At 40.9% G+C, this 22,640-nt stretch carries 23 protein-coding genes and 1 riboswitch; of the genes, 2 read left to right on the forward strand and 21 right to left on the reverse strand.

The window, feature by feature from the left end:
* Nucleotides 1-48: 48 nt before the first annotated feature.
* From pcrA to H0184_RS17790, 5 genes are all read right to left on the reverse strand, one after another.
* Nucleotides 49-2,340: a DNA helicase PcrA gene (pcrA, locus tag H0184_RS17770; RefSeq protein ID WP_221827362.1), complete on the reverse strand. Its 2,292-nt coding sequence runs from the start codon at nucleotides 2,338-2,340 to the stop codon at nucleotides 49-51.
* A 65-nt stretch (nucleotides 2,341-2,405) separates the two neighbouring features.
* On the reverse strand, nucleotides 2,406-3,089 hold the full coding sequence (gene pcrB / locus H0184_RS17775) for a heptaprenylglyceryl phosphate synthase (protein WP_221827363.1): 684 nt from the start codon (nucleotides 3,087-3,089) through the stop codon (nucleotides 2,406-2,408).
* A gap of 170 nt (nucleotides 3,090-3,259) precedes the next feature.
* Nucleotides 3,260-3,571, reverse strand: a complete 312-nt coding sequence (locus tag H0184_RS17780; RefSeq protein WP_221827364.1) for a YerC/YecD family TrpR-related protein — start codon at nucleotides 3,569-3,571, stop codon at nucleotides 3,260-3,262.
* 27 nt (nucleotides 3,572-3,598) lie between these two features.
* A complete protein-coding gene (locus H0184_RS17785) occupies nucleotides 3,599-4,645 on the reverse strand; it encodes a DUF3048 domain-containing protein (RefSeq protein ID WP_221827365.1) in 1,047 nt (348 codons plus the stop codon).
* A gap of 77 nt (nucleotides 4,646-4,722) precedes the next feature.
* On the reverse strand, nucleotides 4,723-6,465 hold the full coding sequence (locus H0184_RS17790; RefSeq protein ID WP_221827366.1) for an adenine deaminase C-terminal domain-containing protein: 1,743 nt from the start codon (nucleotides 6,463-6,465) through the stop codon (nucleotides 4,723-4,725).
* Nucleotides 6,466-6,631: 166 nt separating this feature from the next.
* On the opposite strand from H0184_RS17790, the gene H0184_RS17795 reads away from it, so the two are divergent.
* Together H0184_RS17795 and H0184_RS28105 are read left to right on the forward strand one after the other, a co-directional pair.
* Nucleotides 6,632-6,928 carry a YgaP family membrane protein gene (locus H0184_RS17795; protein WP_221827367.1) on the forward strand — a complete coding sequence of 99 codons (297 nt, stop codon included), beginning with the start codon at nucleotides 6,632-6,634 and terminating at the stop codon, nucleotides 6,926-6,928.
* A gap of 276 nt (nucleotides 6,929-7,204) precedes the next feature.
* Entirely contained in the window at nucleotides 7,205-7,294 is a 90-nt protein-coding gene (locus tag H0184_RS28105; protein ID WP_396953601.1) for an EYxxD motif small membrane protein, read from the forward strand.
* Here H0184_RS28105 and purD read toward each other — a convergent pair.
* From purD to H0184_RS17875, 16 genes are all read right to left on the reverse strand, one after another.
* The gene (gene purD, locus H0184_RS17800) at nucleotides 7,272-8,543 is read right to left on the reverse strand and encodes a phosphoribosylamine--glycine ligase (RefSeq protein WP_221827368.1); all 1,272 of its coding nucleotides are present in this window, start codon (nucleotides 8,541-8,543) and stop codon (nucleotides 7,272-7,274) included. The genes H0184_RS28105 and purD overlap by 23 nt on opposite strands.
* Before the next feature lie 16 nt (nucleotides 8,544-8,559).
* Complete coding sequence (gene purH, locus H0184_RS17805; protein ID WP_221827369.1) at nucleotides 8,560-10,098, reverse strand: bifunctional phosphoribosylaminoimidazolecarboxamide formyltransferase/IMP cyclohydrolase; 1,539 nt, start codon at nucleotides 10,096-10,098, stop codon at nucleotides 8,560-8,562.
* Nucleotides 10,073-10,675, reverse strand: coding sequence for a phosphoribosylglycinamide formyltransferase (purN, locus tag H0184_RS17810; protein WP_221827370.1), 603 nt, complete (start codon nucleotides 10,673-10,675; stop codon nucleotides 10,073-10,075). The genes purH and purN overlap by 26 nt, the downstream gene beginning before the upstream one ends.
* Nucleotides 10,672-11,697 (reverse strand): phosphoribosylformylglycinamidine cyclo-ligase, encoded by a 1,026-nt coding sequence (purM, locus tag H0184_RS17815; RefSeq protein WP_221827371.1) that lies wholly within the window; start codon nucleotides 11,695-11,697, stop codon nucleotides 10,672-10,674. Before purM ends, purN begins: the two co-directional genes overlap by 4 nt.
* An 11-nt stretch (nucleotides 11,698-11,708) precedes the next feature.
* Complete coding sequence (gene purF, locus H0184_RS17820) at nucleotides 11,709-13,115, reverse strand: amidophosphoribosyltransferase (protein ID WP_221827372.1); 1,407 nt, start codon at nucleotides 13,113-13,115, stop codon at nucleotides 11,709-11,711.
* Entirely contained in the window at nucleotides 13,091-15,319 is a 2,229-nt protein-coding gene (purL, locus tag H0184_RS17825) for a phosphoribosylformylglycinamidine synthase subunit PurL (RefSeq protein WP_221827373.1), read from the reverse strand. The genes purF and purL overlap by 25 nt, the downstream gene beginning before the upstream one ends.
* The gene (purQ, locus tag H0184_RS17830) at nucleotides 15,303-15,986 is read right to left on the reverse strand and encodes a phosphoribosylformylglycinamidine synthase subunit PurQ (RefSeq protein ID WP_221827374.1); all 684 of its coding nucleotides are present in this window, start codon (nucleotides 15,984-15,986) and stop codon (nucleotides 15,303-15,305) included. Before purQ ends, purL begins: the two co-directional genes overlap by 17 nt.
* Nucleotides 15,983-16,237, reverse strand: a complete 255-nt coding sequence (gene purS, locus H0184_RS17835; protein WP_063254695.1) for a phosphoribosylformylglycinamidine synthase subunit PurS — start codon at nucleotides 16,235-16,237, stop codon at nucleotides 15,983-15,985. The genes purQ and purS overlap by 4 nt, the downstream gene beginning before the upstream one ends.
* Entirely contained in the window at nucleotides 16,230-16,943 is a 714-nt protein-coding gene (purC, locus tag H0184_RS17840) for a phosphoribosylaminoimidazolesuccinocarboxamide synthase (RefSeq protein ID WP_221827375.1), read from the reverse strand. Before purC ends, purS begins: the two co-directional genes overlap by 8 nt.
* A 78-nt stretch (nucleotides 16,944-17,021) precedes the next feature.
* Nucleotides 17,022-18,320, reverse strand: a complete 1,299-nt coding sequence (purB, locus tag H0184_RS17845; RefSeq protein ID WP_221827376.1) for an adenylosuccinate lyase — start codon at nucleotides 18,318-18,320, stop codon at nucleotides 17,022-17,024.
* Nucleotides 18,317-19,465 (reverse strand): 5-(carboxyamino)imidazole ribonucleotide synthase, encoded by a 1,149-nt coding sequence (purK, locus tag H0184_RS17850; protein WP_221827377.1) that lies wholly within the window; start codon nucleotides 19,463-19,465, stop codon nucleotides 18,317-18,319. Before purK ends, purB begins: the two co-directional genes overlap by 4 nt.
* Entirely contained in the window at nucleotides 19,458-19,946 is a 489-nt protein-coding gene (purE, locus tag H0184_RS17855) for a 5-(carboxyamino)imidazole ribonucleotide mutase (protein WP_221827378.1), read from the reverse strand. Before purE ends, purK begins: the two co-directional genes overlap by 8 nt.
* 129 nt (nucleotides 19,947-20,075) lie before the next feature.
* A riboswitch (purine riboswitch) is annotated at nucleotides 20,076-20,177 on the reverse strand.
* Nucleotides 20,178-20,262: 85 nt separating this feature from the next.
* Nucleotides 20,263-20,466 carry an NETI motif-containing protein gene (locus tag H0184_RS17860; protein WP_221827379.1) on the reverse strand — a complete coding sequence of 68 codons (204 nt, stop codon included), beginning with the start codon at nucleotides 20,464-20,466 and terminating at the stop codon, nucleotides 20,263-20,265.
* Nucleotides 20,463-21,005, reverse strand: a complete 543-nt coding sequence (locus tag H0184_RS17865) for a DUF2179 domain-containing protein (protein ID WP_221827380.1) — start codon at nucleotides 21,003-21,005, stop codon at nucleotides 20,463-20,465. The genes H0184_RS17860 and H0184_RS17865 overlap by 4 nt, the downstream gene beginning before the upstream one ends.
* A gap of 121 nt (nucleotides 21,006-21,126) precedes the next feature.
* Nucleotides 21,127-22,044, reverse strand: coding sequence for an alpha/beta fold hydrolase (locus H0184_RS17870; protein ID WP_221827381.1), 918 nt, complete (start codon nucleotides 22,042-22,044; stop codon nucleotides 21,127-21,129).
* A 65-nt stretch (nucleotides 22,045-22,109) separates the two neighbouring features.
* On the reverse strand, nucleotides 22,110-22,562 hold the full coding sequence (locus H0184_RS17875) for a MarR family winged helix-turn-helix transcriptional regulator (protein ID WP_221827382.1): 453 nt from the start codon (nucleotides 22,560-22,562) through the stop codon (nucleotides 22,110-22,112).
* Between the last annotated feature and the right edge of the window lie 78 nt (nucleotides 22,563-22,640).

Raw genomic sequence — 22,640 nt, forward strand, 5'->3', positions numbered from 1 at the left:
GCAGGAGTCTTCGTGCCTTCCGCGCCAATCAACACTGAGCTTAAAACACTATACTTTTGTAATGGGGGCAAATTTTGCAAGCAGGCGCTTGATTCCGGTTGGGCTTGGGAAAGCAATATCAAGCTCCGTCCCTTCGCCTTCGCCTTTAACACTTACCACGGTTCCAGTGCCCCATTTGCCATGCTGTGCTTTATCTCCCACTTTCCAGCCGAAAGTGTCTCCGCCAGTGGAAGATGCTACAGGTCTCATGACCGGCTTCCTGGTTACTGGGGTGCCGAAGGATGTCCCTGTCGAACCAGAGGCGCTTCTTCCGAAAGAAGTTCCTGTTGAAGCAGAAGCACTTCTTCCAAAAGCACTTCCTCTTGATCCAAATGGTGTATTCTTTCGCTCCTCTTTTTCCACACCTTCTAAAAGTTCTTCCGGAATTTCACTGATGAAACGAGAAGCTGGATTCATGTTTGTACGCCCAAACAACGTTCTCATCTGTGCATTTGTTATGAAAAGAGTTTGCTCAGCACGGGTTATTCCAACATACGCCAAGCGGCGCTCCTCTTCCATTTCTGCTTCTTCCATTAATGAACGGCTGTGAGGGAAAACCCCTTCTTCCAATCCAATTAAGAAGACAACCGGGAATTCTAATCCTTTTGCAGAGTGCAGGGTCATTAGAGTAATGGAATCTGTCTTTTCCCCTTCTTCATCTAATGAATCAATATCCGCAACGAGAGCTAAATCTGTTAAGAAAGCAACTAAGCTCTTATCTTCATTCACTTCCTCAAAGTTCTTCGTTACAGATAATAACTCGTCTAAGTTCTCAAGTCTGCTTTGTGCTTCGATTGATTTCTCTGCTTTAAGCATTTCACGGTAACCAGACTTATCTAAAATATCTTCAACCAGTTCGGTAACAGATAGAAATTCCTGCATCTGGGTATAGCTTTTAATCAAATCTCTAAATTCTCTAGCACCCTTGGTGATCTTTGGACTTAGCCCAAGTAACTCCACTGAGTCGAGTGCTTGAAAAATAGAAATATCATGCATAGCAGCAAAGTTAGCCATTTTATCGACGGAGCTTGAGCCAATTCCACGTTTTGGCACATTAATAATACGCTGTAAGCTGATATCATCATCTGGATTTGAAATAAGCCTTAAGTAAGCCAGCATGTCCTTAATTTCTTTTCTGTCATAGAACTTTGTTCCGCCTACGATGCTATATTCTATATTAGATTTTAGCAGCACTTCCTCCATTACACGGGACTGAGCATTTGTCCGGTAAAGGATGGCGACGTCAGAAAGCTTATATTTGCCATCTCGCGTTAATTCTTTTATTTTTCCCGCAACAAACTGTGCTTCACCCTGCTCACTGTCAGCGCGATAGTAAACAAGTTTGTTTCCTTCAGGATTTTCTGTCCAAAGATTTTTTGCCTTACGAGTTGCATTGTTTTCGATGACCTTATTTGCTGCAAGGAGAATTCTTTTTGTGGAGCGATAGTTTTGCTCTAGAAGAATAACAGTAGCATTCGGATAATCCTTTTCAAATGAGAGAATATTGGCAATATCCGCACCACGCCAGCGATAGATGGACTGGTCAGAATCCCCGACAACGCATAGATTCTTAAAGCGGTTTGCAAGAAATTTCACGAGCATATATTGTGCTCTGTTTGTATCCTGATACTCATCCACATGAATGTACTGAAATTTTCGTTGGTAATATTCAAGTACTTCAGGTACTCGTTGAAACAGTTGAATGGTCATCATAATCAAGTCATCAAAATCGAGCGCTTGATTTTTCCTTAATCGTTTCTGATATTCTGTATAGACATCACTGACTGTTTGTTCAAAATAACCCCCAGCGGTTTTTGCATACTCTTCCGGGTCAATCAATTCATTTTTCGCTGAACTGATTGCTCCTAAAATAGCCCGCGGATCGTACTTTTTAGGATCAAGATTTTTATCCTTGAGAATCCCTTTAACCACCGACTGCTGATCACCTGTATCTAAGATTGTAAAGTTACGGTTAAAGCCCATTCTGTCAATGTCCCTGCGCAGTATCCTCACACACATCGAGTGAAAAGTGGAAATCCAAATTTCTTCTGCTGCTCCGCCCATCATTTTCCCGATACGCTCTCTCATTTCACGAGCTGCTTTATTTGTAAAAGTAATCGCTAAAATGTTATAAGGATTTACACGTTTTTCAACAATTAAATAGGCAATACGGTGCGTTAACACTCTTGTTTTTCCACTTCCTGCACCAGCCATTAGTAAAATCGGTCCGTCCGTTGCTTTTACCGCACTTTGCTGTTCAGGATTTAAACCATTTAAAAGCTTGTCAGTTAAATATTGCAATTCCTTCACCACCATACCAAACATTTGTTCTTATTTTAACTCTTTATATCAGATTAAGCAAATTTTCATCGTACACTTTTTACTGTTGCCAGCGCTTGTTCAAATTGATCATATATGGCGTTTCCAACCACAATGACATCTGCATGCCTGGCCATTTCAACCGCTTGTTCAACTGTTGAAATGCCGCCGCCGTAAAATAAGACCGTTTTTTCAAGCACCTTTTTAACCTCAGAAACCAACTGCACATCCCCATATCTTCCACTATATTCAAGATAAAAGATTGGTAAATGAAACATTTTCTCAGCCATCATCGCATAGGCCTTAACCTCTTCTGCTGAAGCATCTGCACGGGCAGAAGTCAGTTTTGCTGCTTTGCACTCTTCGTTCAATATGCAGTAGCCTTCCATAACGATCTCTTCCCAATCCATAATTTCACCAAATTCTTTAACTGCCTGATGGTGAAGTCCCGTTATCCACTTTGTTTCATTGGTATTTAAAATTGTCGGAATAAAATAAAGGTCAAATCCAGGGGTAACGATATCAATACTTGAAACTTCGAGGACACAAGGAACGGTATAACGACGGATTCTAGCCATAAGATCAAGGACTTTATCCAGTGTGACCCCATCTGTTCCGCCAACAATTATCGCATCTGTTCCAGATTCGCATAGTTTCTCTAACTTATCATCACTTATCTCTTTATTTGGATCGAGTTTAAACACATGGCGCCACTCGCGAAAATCATACATCCCAAGATCCTCCCATTCTCTCTTACATTACACCATTATAGCACTAGCGGATTCGATAAAAAAAGAAAACACTAATTCAAGTAATAGAAACTTTAACCAAAATAATAAATGGAAATCACTAACGCTGGCCCTAGATAAAAAAAACCGAAGAGCAATCTCTTCGGCTTGGTTTACTTCTCTTCGGTTGTTTGTTCTGTTTTAATCCGTTCTAATACCATTTCATAGGTGTCATTTCCAAAATTCAAACAACGTTTTACTCGCGAAATCGTTGCCGTACTAGCACCCGTTTCCGTCTCAATTTTATGATAGGTATTTCCTTCACGAAGCATTCTTGCAACATCTAAACGCTGTGCTAATGATTGAATCTCATTAATCGTACATAAATCATCAAAAAAGCGATAGCATTCTTCAAGGTCCTTCAAGGAAAGGACAGCTTGGAATAACTGATCAAGCTCTTTTCCGCGTAATTTGTTAATTTGCATATATTTTACCCCTTTAATTAGTTAAAGTTATTTTACATTAAAAGACACACTAGAGTGAAGTCCTGGATTGGCTGGAACCACATTTACCCAAGTTTTCCCCTGAACAAACGGAACAACTTCTCCATTTCTAACTGGCAGTATTAAACCATTATCATTTTTCCATTCTACTTCCATTACCTTACCCTTTTGCAGTAAATAACCAGATCCCCCAGATTCTAAATCAATCTCTTTATGCCCAACATCATCAATAACCCGATGGGCAGTTTCAATAATAAACAGATTGTCTACCATTATAGGTTCTTTGGTTTCATAATCAATTGTTTGATCTCCATCAGAGAAGCGTTTGTACTTTTCTACAGCCGGGTCATACTCGTATGTGGAATCAAAGATCGTACTTGCTGAATAAGAAATCATTACCGACCCTGCTTCGTCTCCTGTTATCGAGTCATCTTCATCCGCTGATAAAAATTTAAACTTAGGAGGAGACTGATCCATTGAATATTTCTTTTCCTTCGCACCCTTCAGCACATTTTCATACGTAATATAGGAATTATGCGGCGCCTCTCGGAAGCTGGCCCTTTTAAACAAGGTACCGTCATATACCATGCCATTTAAGTTATCAACATAATCTTGTTCAAGCATTTCCTGTGCCTCTGCACTATAACCATGGGCGATAAATAAAGCATCCAGGCCCTTAGCCAAATCAATGTAATAGTCTCTTGCGCTTCGAACTGGACCGATACTTTTTGGTGTTTCACTTTGAAAAACAGCAAGGAACCGCGTAACATCTCCTTCAGCCAATATTTCATAAACAATATCCGCTTTGTATAAACCGGATTGCGGCCTCGCTTTAGGATGATTATTGACCATAACGGCCACTGCTCTGCCATCTGTTTTAGTCTCTGAGCCCACACCTGTTAATGGGTATTGATAAGGGAATTCATTATTTGCTTCTTCTTGAACCACTTCTTCAACTTCTTCTACAGGCTCCTTTGGTCCATTCACCTTTTCTTTGTCGCTGCAACCAGAGAGCAGTAAAAGAGCTGCTGTTACCGCAACAGCCCATTTTTTCATGTAAAAAAACACTCCTAACCATTTCTTCGCCTAGTCGTATTCTGCCGTTTCTATCCATTCAATTACACTTTTATATTTTAACGCATTATCGATGGAAAGAGTACAGTTTTGTTCATAACATCATACATGCCCTGTTGAGTAATTCGTATATATGGTAAGTGAGTTGCAGAGAAAAATAACAAGCTATAGACAGGGTCTGAGAACGAATACCCACGGTCCCTTAATTCAACGAGAAGTTTCTTTTCTTCATTTATTAATTCCTTAATTGGAAGATTTGACATTATACCGTTAAGCTTTAACGGCACCTCACATACAACTTGCTCATCCTCAACCATGACAATTCCTCCGCCTAATTCCTTCATTCTATCAAAGGCAGCAAGCATATCACGTTTGTTTTTTCCAATTAAAATAATGTCTCCAGTATTAGAAAAAGAGCTGGCAAGCGCAGAAAGATTTGTAGCAAAACCTTTTAACAATGTATTGATTCTCCACTTTCCATTCCGATCGAGAAGAGTGAAGAAGCATTCATCATGATCAGTTGACAGCTCATCCCCAGAAGCATCAATTGCAATGGAATATGGTTTTGTAATAACTGAGTTCTCCATTTTAATTCCAAATGGCATGGAGAATTGTAAGTCATCAATACTTAGATTCCAGTCCAATTCCATTGGTTTAAGACCATAATCCTCCCAATTAATCGAGTGATAAGCCTCTACTACTTCTCCATCACGTTTAACCCATTTACCCTTTGCAAGGACCGAATGAGGGGTTGGATCCTCAATACTTGATAGGAAATTTATATTAGCAACGCGTCCGGTTGCTATATTTCCATGCAGATGGTCAATGTTATAATAACGCGCAATATTAACAGTAGCCATATTATAGGCGTCAATCGCAGGTACACCTTTATCCATTGCAATGCGAATCATCTGGTCTGTGATACCCTGCTCATAAAAAGTAGAGGTAGAACCATCTGTGTTAAACATTAATCGATCATAGGCCTGGATTCCTAAACGGTTCATATCATCAAGTATCTCTGGCAAATCAGGACGAATCGATGAATATCTCAGTGAAACCATATATCCCTGCATTAGACGGTTATACACTTCCTCACCCGTCATGGCTTCATGGTCACTATCTGCACCTAATAGCATCATTTTGGCTAATGTTTTCTCCGATGCACCTGGAAAATGTCCTTCAATCTGTTTGCGCATCCGTTTCGCTTCTTGAATCCAGTGAAGCATCATATCATCGCCATCTAACAATTTAGGCCAGCCCGTTAATTCTCCACCTTGCAGTACAGCGTCATGCTCAAGCCACGATTTAATATTGCTATGTGAAAAAACATCTTCTTCATTCAAGATTTCCGTCTGCGAATCAAATCGGCACCACCAGAACATGGTCGTTGGAATCGAACGCAAGTCCTTCAGTAAAGAAAACGCTTCCTTTTTCTTCAAATGCATAATCAATGACATGTTGTCATTAATAATGGTCGTAGTTCCAAATTGGGATGCATAGGCCGCCAGAGTATGGGGATTATATAATTGATAAGGATGGGCATGCGGCTCGATATAGCCTGGAACAAGTATTTCATTTGTGCAGTCAATAATCTCACAGTTATCCATCTGCTGCGGTAAATTTTCACCGACATATACAATCCGATCTTCATATATCCAAATATTCGCGCGCATCCACTGGCGAAATGTTTGATTTAAGTACAAGGCATTTTTTAACAAGATAGTTGGTGAAGTTTTTCCATCTAAAACGGATACATGCATGCGCAAATGTTTATTTTTCCATCGATAACGTTGTTCGAGCATACGATACCCCTCCCTTTCTTAGAAGCTATATATCTAGTATAAATCCTTATTTAAAAGTAAAGAAAGCCCTTACAATAATTGATTTACTCTATACTAACATATTTTACTGTTTAACGCATTAAAGAAATGGTAATTACCATAAAAATCTTGTGAAGGAGTGAACGTAATGAATGTAACTAAAAATATTGGGATTTTGAATGCATTAATTAGGATCACCATTGGGCTTACTGTTCTATCTTGGAGCACTGCAAAAATGGTGAAGTTCCCTTGGAGAGACTCTTATTTGTTCATTGCTATTTGCGGAGCGATGAAAGTTGCGGAGGGAATTGTTCGATTCTGCCCGGTAACGGCTCTATTTGAAAGATATCAGGAAATGGAAAAGCAAGCCCCGCTTGCCCTCGGTGATGGTTCAGATTCAGACAACATCGATACTGAACAAGTACTGCCGTATAATCCATCCTAAATAGATGGCGTCTTTTTTAAAGAAGCGCCAGCCAGCAATATTGCTATTCGTGCCCTTCTCCTCGCATTTTTGGAGTTTACGGTAACGAATAGCTGCTATTCGTGCCCATTCTCCCCTACCATTGGAGTTTGCGGTAACGAATAGTAACCAAGCGTTATCCTACTTTCAAAAGCAAGGGTACCGATTAACCGACAAACAAAAAAATTAGGGCTGACCGCAGTTGGTCAGCCCTTGAAAGGAAGATTACGAATAATGTTCTGGGAATATATACTAGATATGTCGTTTGTGCTTATCAGCCTTATCGGCGGTATTGTTGCACTTTTATTTGTATTTATCCGCCGGTCTAACAAAAGACGCGCTCGATAGCCTTCGAGCCGATATCCTTTCGATAGAAAACTCCGTCACAAGATAATTTTTCAAGCTCTCGGTAAACAGCACCTTGCGCTTCCTTTAAGCTTTCTGCCTTTGCACCAACAAGGAGAACTCTGCCTCCAGCAGTTTCAAATTCACCTAATTGATTTTTATTTGTTCCTGCATGGAAAGTATAGACCTCATTGGAGAAGCTGCCTAACCCTTTCAGAACTGCACCTTTTTCATACATTTCAGGGTAACCTTTGGCAGCCACAACAACGCCGACCATTGATTGTTCATCCCAAACTAACTCTGGCGTTCTGCCAGCTAACACATCTAATATGGTTTGAACCAAATCAGATTTTAATCTTGGTAAAATGACTTGTGTTTCCGGGTCTCCAAAGCGGGCATTAAACTCAATTACCTTAGGCCCTTTTTCACTCGCAATCAAACCAGCATATAGAATTCCACAAAAGCTTCTTCCTTCTTCAATCATTGCTTTTGCAGCAGGCTTGAGGATCGTCTCAATTGCTGTTTCCACTATTTCATCTCCAATATGAGGAACAGGAGAATAAGCACCCATGCCGCCAGTATTTGGTCCTTTATCGCCATCATAGGCACGTTTATGGTCTTGTGCAATTTCCAGTGGAATCACAACGTCTCCATTTACGAACGCCATAAGGGAAAATTCTTCCCCGCTTAAAAACTCTTCAATAACCACCCGTGATGAAGCATCACCAAACTTTTGGCCAACAAGCATTTCCTCTGCACTCTGTAATGCTTCTTCCAACGTTAAGGCGACGGTAACACCTTTTCCAGCTGCTAATCCGTCTGCTTTGATAACAATCGGAGCACCTTTTTCTTCTATATATTGCTTTGCTTCTGCAAAATTGGTGAATACGGCATAATCAGCTGTTGGTATCTCATACTTTCGCATGATTTCCTTTGCGAACGATTTGCTTCCTTCAATCTCGGCAGCAAGCTTACTAGGTCCAAATACCGCTAGACCTTCCGCTTCGAATTGGTCTGCTAATCCTTCAAGTAAAGGAACTTCAGGTCCGATGATGGTAAGGCCGACTTCCTGTTCCTTTGCAAATTGAAGTAACTGTTGATGATCACTTTCAGGGATTAAAACTCGTTCTGCCACATCTTCCATTCCGTCATTACCTGGAGCAGCATAAACCTTCTCAACAAGGGGACTTTCACTTACCTTTTTACACAGTGCATGTTCTCTTCCGCCTCGTCCAATGATTAGAACCTTCACTTATCTCACCTCGTTTTTAGTGTTTAAAATGTCTAACTCCGGTAAACACCATGGCAATTCCGTATTCGTCCGCTTTTTTAATCGAATCCTCATCACGAATGGAACCGCCTGGCTGAATGATTGCCGTAATTCCTGCTTTCGCTGCTGCTTCAACGGTATCATCCATTGGGAAAAACGCATCGGAAGCAAGTGCCGCACCTGCTGCTTTTTCACCTGCTTGTTTTAAGGCAATTTCAGCAGCGCCTACTCTGTTCATTTGCCCTGCACCAATTCCAATCGTCATATCCTCTTTCGTTACGACAATCGCATTGGATTTAACGTGTTTAACTACCTTCCAGCCTAGCTTCAATGCTGCCCATTCCTGCTCCGTTGGCTGTCTTTTTGTTGGTACAGAGATTGCTGCGTTTTCTAATGTAAAAGTATCCTGTTCCTGAGCAAGCAATCCGCCTTCAATCGTAGTCAGCTTCATCTCTGACTTTTTAGCCTCTGAAAATGGAATGGTTAATAAACGAAGATTCTTTTTCGATGTTAAGATCGATAATGCTTCCTCCGTGAAAGATGGTGCAATTATAATCTCTAAGAAAATCTCACGAAGTTTGCCTGCTGTTTCTGCATCCACTTCTCTGTTAAAAGCAATAATTCCGCCAAAGATAGAAACCGGATCGGCAGCAAATGCCTTTTCAAACGCTGTAAAACTACTTGTACCCGTCCCGATACCACATGGGTTCATATGTTTAACAGCTACAGCAGCAGGTTCGGTAAATTCCTTCACAATCTGCAAGGCTGCGTCCGCATCATTAATATTATTATAAGAAAGCTCTTTACCATGAAGCTGCTGAGCATTCGCAATGGAGAACGTAGAGCCAAGTGGCTTTTTATAAAAAGCAGCTTTTTGATGTGGATTTTCTCCATAACGGAGATGCTGCTTTAATTCATATGTAACCGTTAATGTTTCAGGCGTTTCTTCCTGTGAAAGCTCTGTCATGTATTCAGCAATTAAGGCATCATATGCGGCTGTATGACGGAAAACCTTCGCAGCAAGCTTCCTGCGTGTTTCCAATGTAGTTTTACCATCCGCTTTTAACTCCTCAATTACCTTACTATAGTCAGCGGGGTCAACCACCACTGTTACATATTGATGATTTTTTGCTGAGGCACGTAACATCGTGGGACCGCCGATATCGATATTTTCAATCGCGTCCTCTGTTGTGACATCTGGCTTGGCAATGGTTTGCTGAAAAGGATATAGATTCACACAAACCACTTGAATAGGATCAATGTTATGTTCATCAAGCTGATTTTGATGCTGTTCGTCATCATGTTTTGCGAGCAGGCCGCCATGAATAAACGGATTTAACGTTTTTACACGTCCTTCTAATATTTCTGGAAAACCGGTAACATCACTTACACCAAGAACAGGAATTCCTTGTTCTTGAAGTGCCTTTTTGGTTCCGCCCGTTGAAATAATTTCGAATCCCAAGCTGACTAATTCTTTAGCAAAATCAGAAATACCATTTTTATCAGAAACACTAATAAGTGCGCGCTTTTTCGTCACTTTGAACTTCCCCTCTCGTTAACAGCATTTGCAGGATGGATGGATAAAGCTTATGCTCAATATTTTGTATTTTCTTTTGCAGACTTTCTCTTGTTTCCTTTTCACTAATACGGATACGTTCCTGAACAATAATCGGGCCGGTATCCATTCCTTCATCCACATAATGGATTGTCACACCGCTCCATTTTGCTTTTGCAGCCAAAGCCTGCCCAATTGCGTCTTTACCGGGAAAGGCAGGAAGCAGCGATGGATGAATATTAACAATTCTTCCTGAATACTCTCCAAGCAAGGTTGAACCAATCAGTCTCATATAACCTGCTAGAACGATAAACTCTACTCCATAGCCTTTTAACTTTTCCAAAATAGCCTTCTCATAGGCTTCTTTGGAGTCATACTCCTTCGGATTAAAGGCAAAGGCTGGGATATGGGCAGATTCGGCCCGCCGTACAGCAAATGCTTCCGGTTTATCACAGACAAGGAGCGCAATGTCTGCTTCTAGCTCCCCAGTTTTCACCACATCAATAATCGCCTGAAAATTGCTTCCACTCCCCGAGGCAAAAACTGCAATTTTTTTCATCGGCGAACACCCAATTTAATTCCCTCTTCTGCGGTTACAACACCTATTTCATAGGCACCTTCGCCGCATTGTTGTAAATGACTAATGAGATCCGGAGCGATTTCCTTATCAACAGCCATGACCATGCCAATACCCATGTTAAAAATATTATACATTTCCTGCGGTTCAATTTGTCCAACCGTCGTGATTAAATTAAAAATCGGCGGGATTTCCCAGCTCTTATCAAAAATGTCTGCTCCTAATCCATTAGGAAGCATCCGAGGAATATTCTCAATGAAACCGCCGCCTGTTATATGGGCCATTCCTTTTATTTCAAATTTCTTTAATGCTGACAGTACAGGCTTTACATATATTTTTGTCGGCTTGATTAATTCTTCTCCCAAGCTGCAGCCGAGCTCGTCAACATATTCCGTTAATGCCCAGTTATTAAATACCTTCCGAACAAGTGAATAGCCATTGCTATGAATCCCGCTTGAAGCTAATCCAACTAATACATCGCCCGGCTTGATAGTTTCACCGGTGATTAATTGGGATTTCTCACATGCTCCAACCGTAAATCCAGCAAGATCATACTCACTTTCACTATATAATCCAGGCATTTCAGCCGTCTCACCGCCGATGAGTGCACATCCTGCCTGCTCACATCCGTCCGCAATCCCTTTTACAATGGCCTCAATTTTTTCAGGTTCAGCCTTACCGCAGGCAATGTAATCTAAGAAGAACAAAGGCTCTGCGCCTTGGACCACGATATCGTTAACGCACATTGCAACAGCATCAATACCAATCGTATCATGCTGGTCAAGCCAAAATGCAATCATCAGCTTGGTGCCCACCCCATCTGTTCCTGATACAAGAACAGGCTCTTTTAGGTTTAGTGCTGATAGATCAAACATTCCGCCGAATCCGCCCAGACTCCCTAATACACCGTTTCGGGCAGTTTTTTGGACGTGCTTCTTCATTCTCTCAACAGCCTCATAGCCTGCCTCAATGTTTACTCCTGCCTGTTTATACGCATTCGCCATGATGGTCCCTCCTATTTCTGATAATAATATTGGAGTGTATCTGGATAAATTTCAGTTGGATAGTCTCCAGTAAAGCAGCCTAGGCAGAAGCCGTTCGTTCCTTCGGTTTTCATGATTGCTCCGACCATTCCCTCCGTACTTAAGAACGTTAGGGAATCAGCACCAATCAGCTGTCTAATTTCTTCCACTGATTTATCTGAGGCAATCAATTCTTCCTTCGATGAAGTATCAATCCCATAGAAACAAGGGTTTTTAATCGGTGGAGAACTAATCACAACATGCACTTCGGTGGCTCCTGCCTCTTTTAGCAGGTTTACAATGCGTCTGCTCGTCGTTCCGCGAACAATTGAATCGTCAACCATGACGACGCGTTTTCCTTCGACAACACCGCGAACAGCAGAAAGCTTCATCTTCACACCCTGCTCCCGTAACGATTGAGTTGGCTGAATGAAAGTTCTGCCGACATATTTATTCTTAATTAATCCCATCTCATAAGGAATACCTGTGGCTTCAGCATATCCAATCGCTGCCGAAATACTAGAATCAGGAACTCCCGTCACGACGTCTGCTTCAATTGGTGCTTCTACTGCTAATCTTTTTCCCATGTTTTTACGGGCTGTATGAACATTGATGCCTTGGATATTGCTATCAGGTCTTGAAAAGTAAACATATTCCATTGTACAAATCGACTTCGTTGAATTAAAGGCAAATTGTTCGGAAGTGATTCCCTCTTCATTGATAATTAACAATTCTCCAGGTCTGATATCACGGATATATTCTGCTCCAACAACATCAAAGGCACAGGTTTCTGAAGCAACCACATAGGCATCACCGAGACAGCCAAGCGAGAGCGGTCTTAATCCATGAGGATCGAGCGCAACCATCATTTCTTTCTCAGTTAAAATGACATAGGCATAGGCACCCTTTAACATCGAAAGCGCATTTTTCACCTGATCCTTCAACTGGGGATAACCACTTCTCCTAATTAAATGAGCTAATACTTCTGTGTCAGAGCTTGTTTGAAAAATACTTCCTTGGCCTTCTAGCTGGTGTTTCAAGAAATTGGCATTTACTAGATTTCCGTTATGAGCAAGTGCCAGGCTTCCCGTTTGAGAATGGAACAGCAAGGGCTGGACGTTCTCATAACCGCCGCCCCCTGCAGTAGCATAACGAACATGCCCAATTGCAGACGTTCCCTTTAACTTTTCCATCACGTCGGCAGTGAAAATTTCTGATACTAGTCCTTCACCTTTAACAACACTAAGCTTTTCCCCGTTGGATACGACAATTCCCGTACCCTCCTGACCGCGATGCTGCAGGCTATGGAGTCCGTAATAGGTAAGTTGTGCAGAGTCTGGATGTCCAAAGACACCAAAAACTCCGCACTCTTCATTTAATCCCTTGATTTCAGCAAGCATGGGATAGCTCCTTTCCAGGCATCCTTCAATTGGTTTACAGAAGCTTCTAAAACGGTATTATTTTCAGCTTTGACTTTCAATGCTGCAGTATTATTTACTTCACCAATCAGTTTAGCAGCTACTAAGCTTTCAAACTCTGTTTGGTGTTCCTTTTTCACAGTTAATAGAAAGCGGGATTGTGTTTCACTAAATAAAGCAGATACTAGATTTCCCTCGATGCTGATTTCTGCACCAAGCTGTTCATTTGTAAACAGACTCTCTGCGACTGCCACCCCTAGACCGCCTTCTGATAAGTCATGTGCAGATTGAACCACTCCAGCACGAATGGCTGTTAACACATGGTCCTGATTTGTTTTTTCAACATCAATATTTAATTCAGGAGCTTTACCAAAAACCTTTCCGTGAATAAGTTTTTGGAGTTCACTGCCGCCGAACTCATCCTTTGTCTCTCCTACTAAGTAGATAAGGTCGCCGTTATTTTTAAAGTTCTGTGTCGTAATATGATTTAGGTCTGTTACTAATCCAACCATTCCGATTACTGGCGTTGGATAGATGGCTGTTCCGTTTGTTTCGTTATATAAGGATACATTTCCGCCAATAACAGGAGTCCCAAGAACCCGGCAGGCTTCGCTGATCCCATCCGCTGACTTTTCAATTTGCCAGAACACTTCCGGCTTTTCTGGATTACCAAAGTTAAGGTTATCGGTAATGGCTAATGGTTCGGCACCAGAGCAGACAATATTACGCGCGGCTTCGGCTACGGCAATTTTCCCGCCCACTTCAGGGTCAAGATACACGTATCGTGAATTACAGTCTGTTGTCATTGCTAATGCCTTACGTGTGCCGCGAATACGGACTACTGCTGCGTCTGAACCAGGAGATACAACTGTATTTGTGCGTACCATATAATCGTATTGGTTATAAACCCATTCCTTACTTGCAATCGTTGGTTGACTTAATAGCTGCAGCAGTGTTTCTTTCAGATCGGAAACCTGTGGTATTTCCTGTTCCATCGCCTGAAACTCCTCATAATAAGCAGGTACTTTGGATGGCTTGTGATAAACTGGAGCATCTTCAGCTAAGGCATCCACTGGTACATCTGCAACAACTTCACCATGTTGAAGTAATCGAAGTTTTTTATCATCCGTTACTGTACCGATTGCAACTGCTTCAAGATCGTATTTTGTGAATAGATCTTTGATTTCCTGTTCTCTTCCTTTTGTAACAACAATCAGCATTCGCTCTTGTGATTCTGAGAGCATCATTTCGTATGCAGTCATACCTGTTTCACGCTGTGGAACAAGGTCTAAGTTCATTTCAATGCCCATTCCAGCTTTACTTGCCATTTCCGCTGAAGAACTTGTTAATCCCGCAGCCCCCATATCCTGAATACCGACAAGGGCATCTGATTGAATCAACTCAAGGCAGGCTTCTAGTAAAAGTTTTTCCATGAATGGGTCGCCCACTTGAACCGCTGGGCGATTTTCATCGGACTGATCTGTTAATTCTTCAGAAGCAAACGTTGCTCCGTGAATTCCGTCACGGCCTGTTTTTGCACCGACATACATCACCGTATTGCCGACACCCTGTGCAAGACCTTTTTTAATATCTTTATGGTCAATTAAACCAACACACATCGCATTAACCAACGGGTTACCGTCATAGCTGGCATCAAATTGTATTTCACCGCCGACAGTCGGGATTCCGATACAGTTTCCGTATCCTGCAATTCCTGCGACAACTTCTTTGAATAAGTAGCGCACTCTTGCAGATTCATCAAGTTCCCCGAAGCGAAGTGAGTTTAATAGTGCAATAGGACGTGCTCCCATTGAGAAGATATCACGGATAATCCCGCCGACACCTGTTGCAGCACCTTGATAAGGTTCAATTGCTGATGGGTGGTTATGACTTTCAATTTTAAAAACAACTGCCTGTTCATCACCGATATCGACAATCCCAGCACCTTCTCCAGGTCCTTGAAGTACCTTTTCCCCTGTAATTGGGAATTTCTTTAATACAGGCTTTGAATTTTTATAACTGCAATGCTCTGACCACATAACGGAGAAAAGGCCTGTTTCTGTGTAATTCGGTGTCCGGCCTAGAATATTTTCAACCAGTGTAAATTCTTCATCGGATAAGCCCATTTGCTGATAAAGTTTTTCTGTCTTAACTTGTTCTGTACTTGGCTCATGCTTTAACAACATTTGCTTCCCTCCAGCTTCTTACAATCGATTGAAATAATTTAAGTCCATCTGCCCCGCCTAATAACTCATCTACGGCTCTTTCAGGGTGCGGCATCATCCCTAGGACGTTTCCTTTTTCATTGATAATTCCTGCTATATCTTCTAAGCTTCCGTTCGGGTTATCTTGGTAAGTAAAAACGATTTGGTTATTTTCTTTAAGTGCAGCGAGCGTTTCTTCATCACAATAGTAGTTTCCTTCACCATGAGCGACTGGGATTGAAATGGTTTCTCCTAGAGAGTAAGCTGTAGAAAAAATCGTCTGATTGTTCTCTACCTTTAATTCCACCGGTTTACAGATAAAGGATAGACTTTCATTTCGTCTCATAGCCCCAGGAAGTAATCCTGCTTCCAACAAAATTTGAAATCCGTTACAGACACCTAGTATTGGTTTTCCTGCTTCTGCTGCTTTTACGACTGCTTGCATGACTTTACTAAAACGCGCAATCGCTCCTGTACGTAAGTAATCGCCGTATGAAAAACCGCCAGGAAGTAAGATCCCATCAAACTCATCTAAGCTCTCAGTGTCGTGCCATACATATTCAACCTGTTCACCAAGTTCATCCTTAATCGCATGGTACATATCGACGTCACAGTTAGACCCCGGAAAAACGATGACTGCAAACTTCACTGAGGAACACACTCCTCTACTTCATAACGGTAGTCTTCAATGACTGTATTTGCCAATAGCTTGCTGCAAATCTCATTGATCACTTCATCAAGGTCGCGCTCTGATTTTTCAATCGTTAGTTCCATATATTTACCGATTCGAACATCGGATACTTCTGGATAATTTAATGAATGCAGTGAATGAGTTACTGCTTTACCTTGTGGATCCAATACACTTTCTCTTAACGTCACATATACCTTTACCTTAAACATGCTGTTTTCCCCCTAATCGAGCTAAAATGGTTTCATATGCTTCTGTTAAACTGCCAAGGTCCCGACGGAATACATCCTTATCGAGCTTTTCATTCGTCTTTTTGTCCCAAAGTCTGCAAGTGTCTGGTGAAATCTCATCTGCTAAAAGAATTTCGCCTTCAGCGTCTTTACCAAACTCAAGTTTAAAGTCTATAAGATTTATTCCTAATTCGTTAAAAAAGCTTGATAAAACTGTATTAATTGTTAGTGCCTTCTCTTTTAGGATGGTGAGTTCCTCTTCTGTTGCAATGTTCAGTTCGTAAATATGGTCGATGGTTAGCAATGGATCGCCAAGGTCATCGTTTTTCAAATAAAACTCAACTAATGGCTTTGTTAAGTCTTTACCTTCTTCGATTCCTAATCGCTTTGAAAGACTTCCAGCAGCGATATTGCGAACGACAACTTCAAGCGGAATAATGTTGACTCTTTTCACTAGCTGTTCTGTTTCTGATAATCGCTCAATAAAGTGTGACTGTATGCCCTGATCTTTAAGCTTTAAAAATAGTAAACTAGTAATTTCGTTATTCAAACGGCCTTTACCCGTAATATCTGCCTTCTTTTGCCCGTTAAAAGCTGTGGCCGAATCCTTATATTCAATCAAAACAGTTTGTTCATCGTCGGTTCTGAAAATTCGTTTCGCTTTTCCTTCATAGAGAAGTTCTCTCATAAAGAATGCCTCCTAATTCGCAATATTGGGAATCTTCAAGATAAGTAAGGGGCGCTAAAGCACCCCTATATTCATTTTTTAGCCATTTAATCCTAATCTGTCAAAGATAGTATCAACGTGCTGCAGGTGGTAGTTGTAATCGAAGCAGTCCGCAATTTCTTCTGCCGAAAGCAGGCTGGTAATTTTCGGTTCTTCCTCAACCAAGGTGCGGAAAGGAACTTGATTTTCCCATGACTCCGCTGTTTTTGGCTGTACGGTATCATAAGCCTCTTCACGTGATAATCCCTTGTCAATCAGTGCAAGCAGGACACGCTGTGAGTATATCAATCCTAGTGTCCGGTCCATGTTGCGAAGCATGTTTTCCGGATAAACGGTTAGGTTTTTAATGATGTTTCCAAATCGATTTAACATATAGTTCAAGGCAATCGTTGCATCTGGTAAAATGATCCGCTCTGCAGATGAGTGTGAAATATCGCGCTCATGCCATAATGGAACATTTTCGTAGGCGGTCATCATATAGCCGCGGATCACACGTGCTAATCCAGTCATATTTTCAGATCCAATTGGATTGCGTTTATGCGGCATGGCAGATGATCCTTTTTGTCCTTTTGCAAAAAACTCTTCAACTTCTCGCGTTTCACTTTTTTGTAATCCGCGGACTTCAACCGCAAACTTCTCAATCGAAGTCGCAATTAAAGCGATCGTTGACATATAGTGTGCATGACGGTCGCGCTGCAAGGTTTGAGTTGAGATTGGTGCCGGCTGGGTACCCAATTTCTCACACACATATTGTTCAACAAACGGGTTGATATTCGCGTAAGTTCCCACTGCTCCGGAAATCTTTCCAAACTCAACACCAGCAGCTGCCTGATTAAAACGTTCCAGGTTTCGTTTCATTTCTTCATACCAAAGAGCGAGCTTTAATCCAAAGGTAGTCGGTTCAGCATGTACCCCGTGCGTACGCCCCATCATGACCGTAAATTTATGCTCAATCGCTTTGTTCTTTAGGATTTCAATAAAGTTTTCAAGGTCCTTCCGGATAATCGCATTGGCCTGCTTTAATAAGTAAGATGATGCGGTATCAACTACATCTGTTGAAGTTAATCCGTAATGCACCCACTTGCGCTCTTCCCCTAATGTCTCGGATACTGCACGAGTAAAGGCAACGACATCATGTCTTGTTTCTTCTTCGATTTCTTTAATCCGTTCAATGTTAAAGGATGCATTTTCACGAAGCTTCTTTACGTCCTCTTTTGGAATTTCGCCTAACTCTGCCCATGCTTCACATGCAAGAATTTCAACCTCGAGCCAAGCTTTAAAGCGGTTTTCCTCTGTCCAAATTGCACCCATTTCAGGTCGTGTATAACGATCAATCATCTTTTGGCCTCCAAACTTTTTTCTTCCCAAATCAAACTTTTTTCAACTTCTTCAATAGCAGTCTCAACAGAATCACAGAGAATGGTTACATGCCCCATTTTTCTCTTGAATTTTGCTTCTTTTTTACCATAAAAATGAACTTTCCAATCTGGAACGTTTGTTAAATTATCTAACACGTTTTGAACATGTTCTCCTAATATATTAACCATGACCGCAGGCTTTAATAGCTCTGTCTTACCAAGGGGCAGGTTACACACCGCCCTGACATGCTGTTCGAACTGTGAAGTTTCACAAGCTTCAATTGTATAATGCCCTGAGTTATGCGGTCTAGGAGCGAGTTCATTTATGTATATCTTATCCCCCGCTGATAAAAACATTTCAACCGCCAGTGTCCCTACTAACTCAAATGAATTAGCAAGTTGTATAGCTGATTGAATAGCTTTATCCTCCGCTTGTTTACTAATCCGTGCTGGTGCAATCGTTTGGTGGAGAATATTATCATGATGAATATTTTCTCCTACCGGAAATACCGCACTCTCACCATTTGAATTTCTTGTTATAATGACGGAAATTTCTTTCGAAAAAGAAATCCATTTTTCCAAGATACATTGTCCGTTATCAAGCAGTGCTTGAGCCTCTTCAATATCCTCATGACTTTTAAGAACAGCCTGCCCTTTACCGTCATAACCGCCTCTTGCTGTTTTCAAAACAACCGGATAGCCAAGACGCTCACAATTTTCCTTAAGGTCATTTAGTGAATTGATCACTGCATATGGTGCCACTTCGACACCTGCGTTTGCAATTGCTGCTTTTTCCTTCACCCGGTCCTGCGTAATTTCAAGTAAACTCTTACCCTGTGGTACATATGCTTGTTCACACAGCCATTCAAGTGCCGCCGCGTCAATATTTTCGAATTCGTAGGTAATGACATCACTGACTTCAGCTAGTTTCCTAATACCCTCTAGATCATCATAGTCTCCAATTACCTTATAATCCGCCACCTGGCCGCAAGGAGAATCTTCAGCAGGGTCTAATACAGCAATTCGATAACCCATCGCTTTTGCAGAAAATGCCATCATCCTTCCAAGCTGGCCGCCGCCAATTATACCTATTGTCTGACCCGGTAAGATCGTTTTATTAGACAAGCAGATCACTACTTTCTATTACCGTCTTTTTAGACTCCAAGCGGACTTGTTCTAATCTTTCTTGTACTTTCGAATCATCAATCGATACAATCTGGGCTGCCAATAACCCTGCGTTCGTTGCTCCTGCTTTTCCAATGGCTACCGTTGCCACTGGAACACCTGCTGGCATTTGTACAATCGATAATAGTGAGTCCATTCCATTTAACGCCTTCGATTGAACCGGAACGCCGATGACTGGCAATGTAGTCTTGGCTGCAACCATACCTGGCAGATGGGCAGCACCGCCTGCACCAGCGATAATCACCTTTATTCCTCTTACTCTAGCATTCTCAGCAAATTCAAACATTAAATCAGGAGTGCGGTGGGCTGAAACCACCTTTTTTTCATAAGGAACCTCTAATCGGTCAAGGATTTCACAGGTATGCTTCATCGTTTCCCAATCTGATTTGCTTCCCATTATTACCGCCACAATCGGTTTCATATTCTCTCCCCTAACTTTACCAATATAAAAAGCCCAAAACAGAACCTTTCCCCAATTTCATGAAATGAGAGAAAGCAGTCTGTCCGGGCTGAAATCGGCACAGTAAAATACCTTAACGATACGTTTCTGGTATTTTCCACTTCCCCTCATAGTCCAATCATTTACGGTAATTGGGTAGATACTCACGGGCCATATTCCCATTATTATACGAGGGTGTTACGCTATATATTTTTTTGACACCTTTATATTACAATTTACGAGGCAAATGGTCAATAAAAACGAACGATTTTATTTTTTTAAAATATAACGTTCGCTTTTACTCATTGATGACTGCCTCAAAGATAATCTGCCTTCCGACCGGTTCATAGGAGATTTCCTTTCCAGTAACTACCTCCTGAAAGATTGGTTTTTCCGTACGCCGAATCGGTACATACCCCTGATTTTTAATCCTTTCTAAACAAGCCTCAATGCTTTCATTTTCCTGAACTTCAAATTGCATTTTCCTTTTTCCTTTATTCATTTGAATAATTTCCCTCTCTTCACAGCTTTTACTAGGAAACCTCCATGAATTGATTTTGGTTCATAGACAATAATGAAGGCTTTTGGATCCAATGATTTAATTAAGTCATATAATTTTAATTCAAATTTTCTAGGCGTTAAAATTTGAAGGGCCATCCGATTTCCTTCGAGGCCGCTTGCCTCCCAGTTTGTTACCCCGTAACCTTTTTCTCTTAACACTTTAGGCAATTCTTTATCATATTCTTTTGTGATCACATTTACTGTAATATAGCCTAAAGCCAGCTTTTCCTCTATTTTCATCCCGACAATAACCCCAATTCCATATCCAACTGCATACGCAATTAGATTTTGGATTTCATTCAGATTATTTAAAACGAGACCAAGACCTAACACATAAATAACAACTTCAATCATACTTAGAAAAGCAGCCAAATATCGCTGACCTTTTAACGTTAAAATCATTCTTATCGTAAAAAATGAAACATAAACAATGTTAATGATAAGAATGATTGCAACCATCATAAAACTATTCTCTAACAACCAACTTCCTCCTTTTCCTTTCCTAGCCATATTAATGTTGTATTTGTTAGTTTAACCCTTTTTAATAAATTTTTCATTTAATTAAAAAAAGACCCGCATATAGACAGGTCTCACGCTAGTATTATTTTCCTATGGAGAGTTGAATAGATGAATTTTCATTTACATAATTTAAGAGTGTAGTTAGAATGCCTTCCCAAATTTGATCATCATCTGTTAAAAAATGTCCTGCCCCAGAAATAAAGTGGGTGTGGCAATTCGGTATAGCCGAAGCAGCTTTTTTCATTTCCTCAGCCGGAGCCATCCTATCCCCTTCACCATGCCAAACATATACTGGCACAGTAATGTCTTTTAAGGAAAAACCCCAGGGCTTTGTTAGTAATACAGGTTCATTCACACACTCATCCACAGACACACGAAAGGCTTCGCCCATATGCATCATTAGGCCTTTTAACTGTTCGTCTGTTTGTAAAAATTGTCGATCCCACTCATGTAAATGCTTGTTTCCCTTTTTGTTTTGCTCCATGAACTTTTCTGGCTGCTTTTCAATCAGCTTTTTCGTAGACCGATAGCTTGCTTTTACAAGCCAAGGTGCCTTCCTAGCAAGAAAAAAAGCTATTTTATTGGATGTCATTGTCCCTTTAGGAGACTTACCATTTACAAATGGAATTGTACTGGCTACTAATGCCACTGAATGGATTCTTGGTGCAAGCTTATAGGCGCAGGCAGCCGCAAACGCCCCACCCCCAGAGACTCCAATAATCGAGAACTTATTGATCCCTAAAAAGTCCGCTGCTTCGTCTACATCGTCTGCCCAATCGAGAAGCGTCCGGTTTGGTTTGGGGTCAGAAAGCCCATATCCCGGCCGGTCCAATGATATCAACCGAATTCCTAATGCCTTTGAAATTTCATCGTCTTCAAGAAATAGTAATCTGGAGCCCGGAGTACCATGGAAAAACAAAACAGGCGCCCCTTGTTTATCTCCATATTCGATTACAGCCAGCTTCCTGCCATCCTTTAGTGGAACAAAATAGTTTCTCATTTGTTTTCCTCCTTCATTTAATACAATTAAATAGTTTAGGAAACTTAAATGTTTTACAAAAAAAATTACTCCTTCTGAGCCTCGACTGCAAGATGATAGAGTTTTTCTTGAATTTCTAATAGCCTTTCCAAGTCATCCTTTGGTAACCTTGCGTAGTATTTTTCAATGATAAATAGTTGACCTTTTTCTACACTTTGATGATAGTGGTGACCTTTTTCACCGAGTTGAACAATAATTTCACGGCGATTTTCAAAATTAATCTCTCTTTTTACATACCCTTGTTTCTCAAGTTTTGAGATAAGCTGACTTGCCGCACTAGCTGTAATCGATAAAAATTGTGCAATTTCATTAATGGTTCTATTTTTCTCACCCAAAAGCTCTAGAACCACTTGTTGTTTTGTTGAAAGTTCTGCAAATTCCTCTGTTAATAATTTCTTATAATCCTCTAGAAATAGCGAACTTAAAGCATTTGAATAATCTAATATTTTACTGCATAGTACAGTTAAATCACGTTCCATTTACTTCCACCTCTTTACAATTTCATTATAAACTCATCTAAACATTTAAGCAACCTTAAACTTTAAGTAAAAAAATAA

This window comes from Neobacillus niacini, from assembly GCF_019749295.1.
In the GTDB taxonomy this organism is placed as follows: domain Bacteria; phylum Bacillota; class Bacilli; order Bacillales; family Cytobacillaceae; genus Neobacillus; species Neobacillus niacini_D.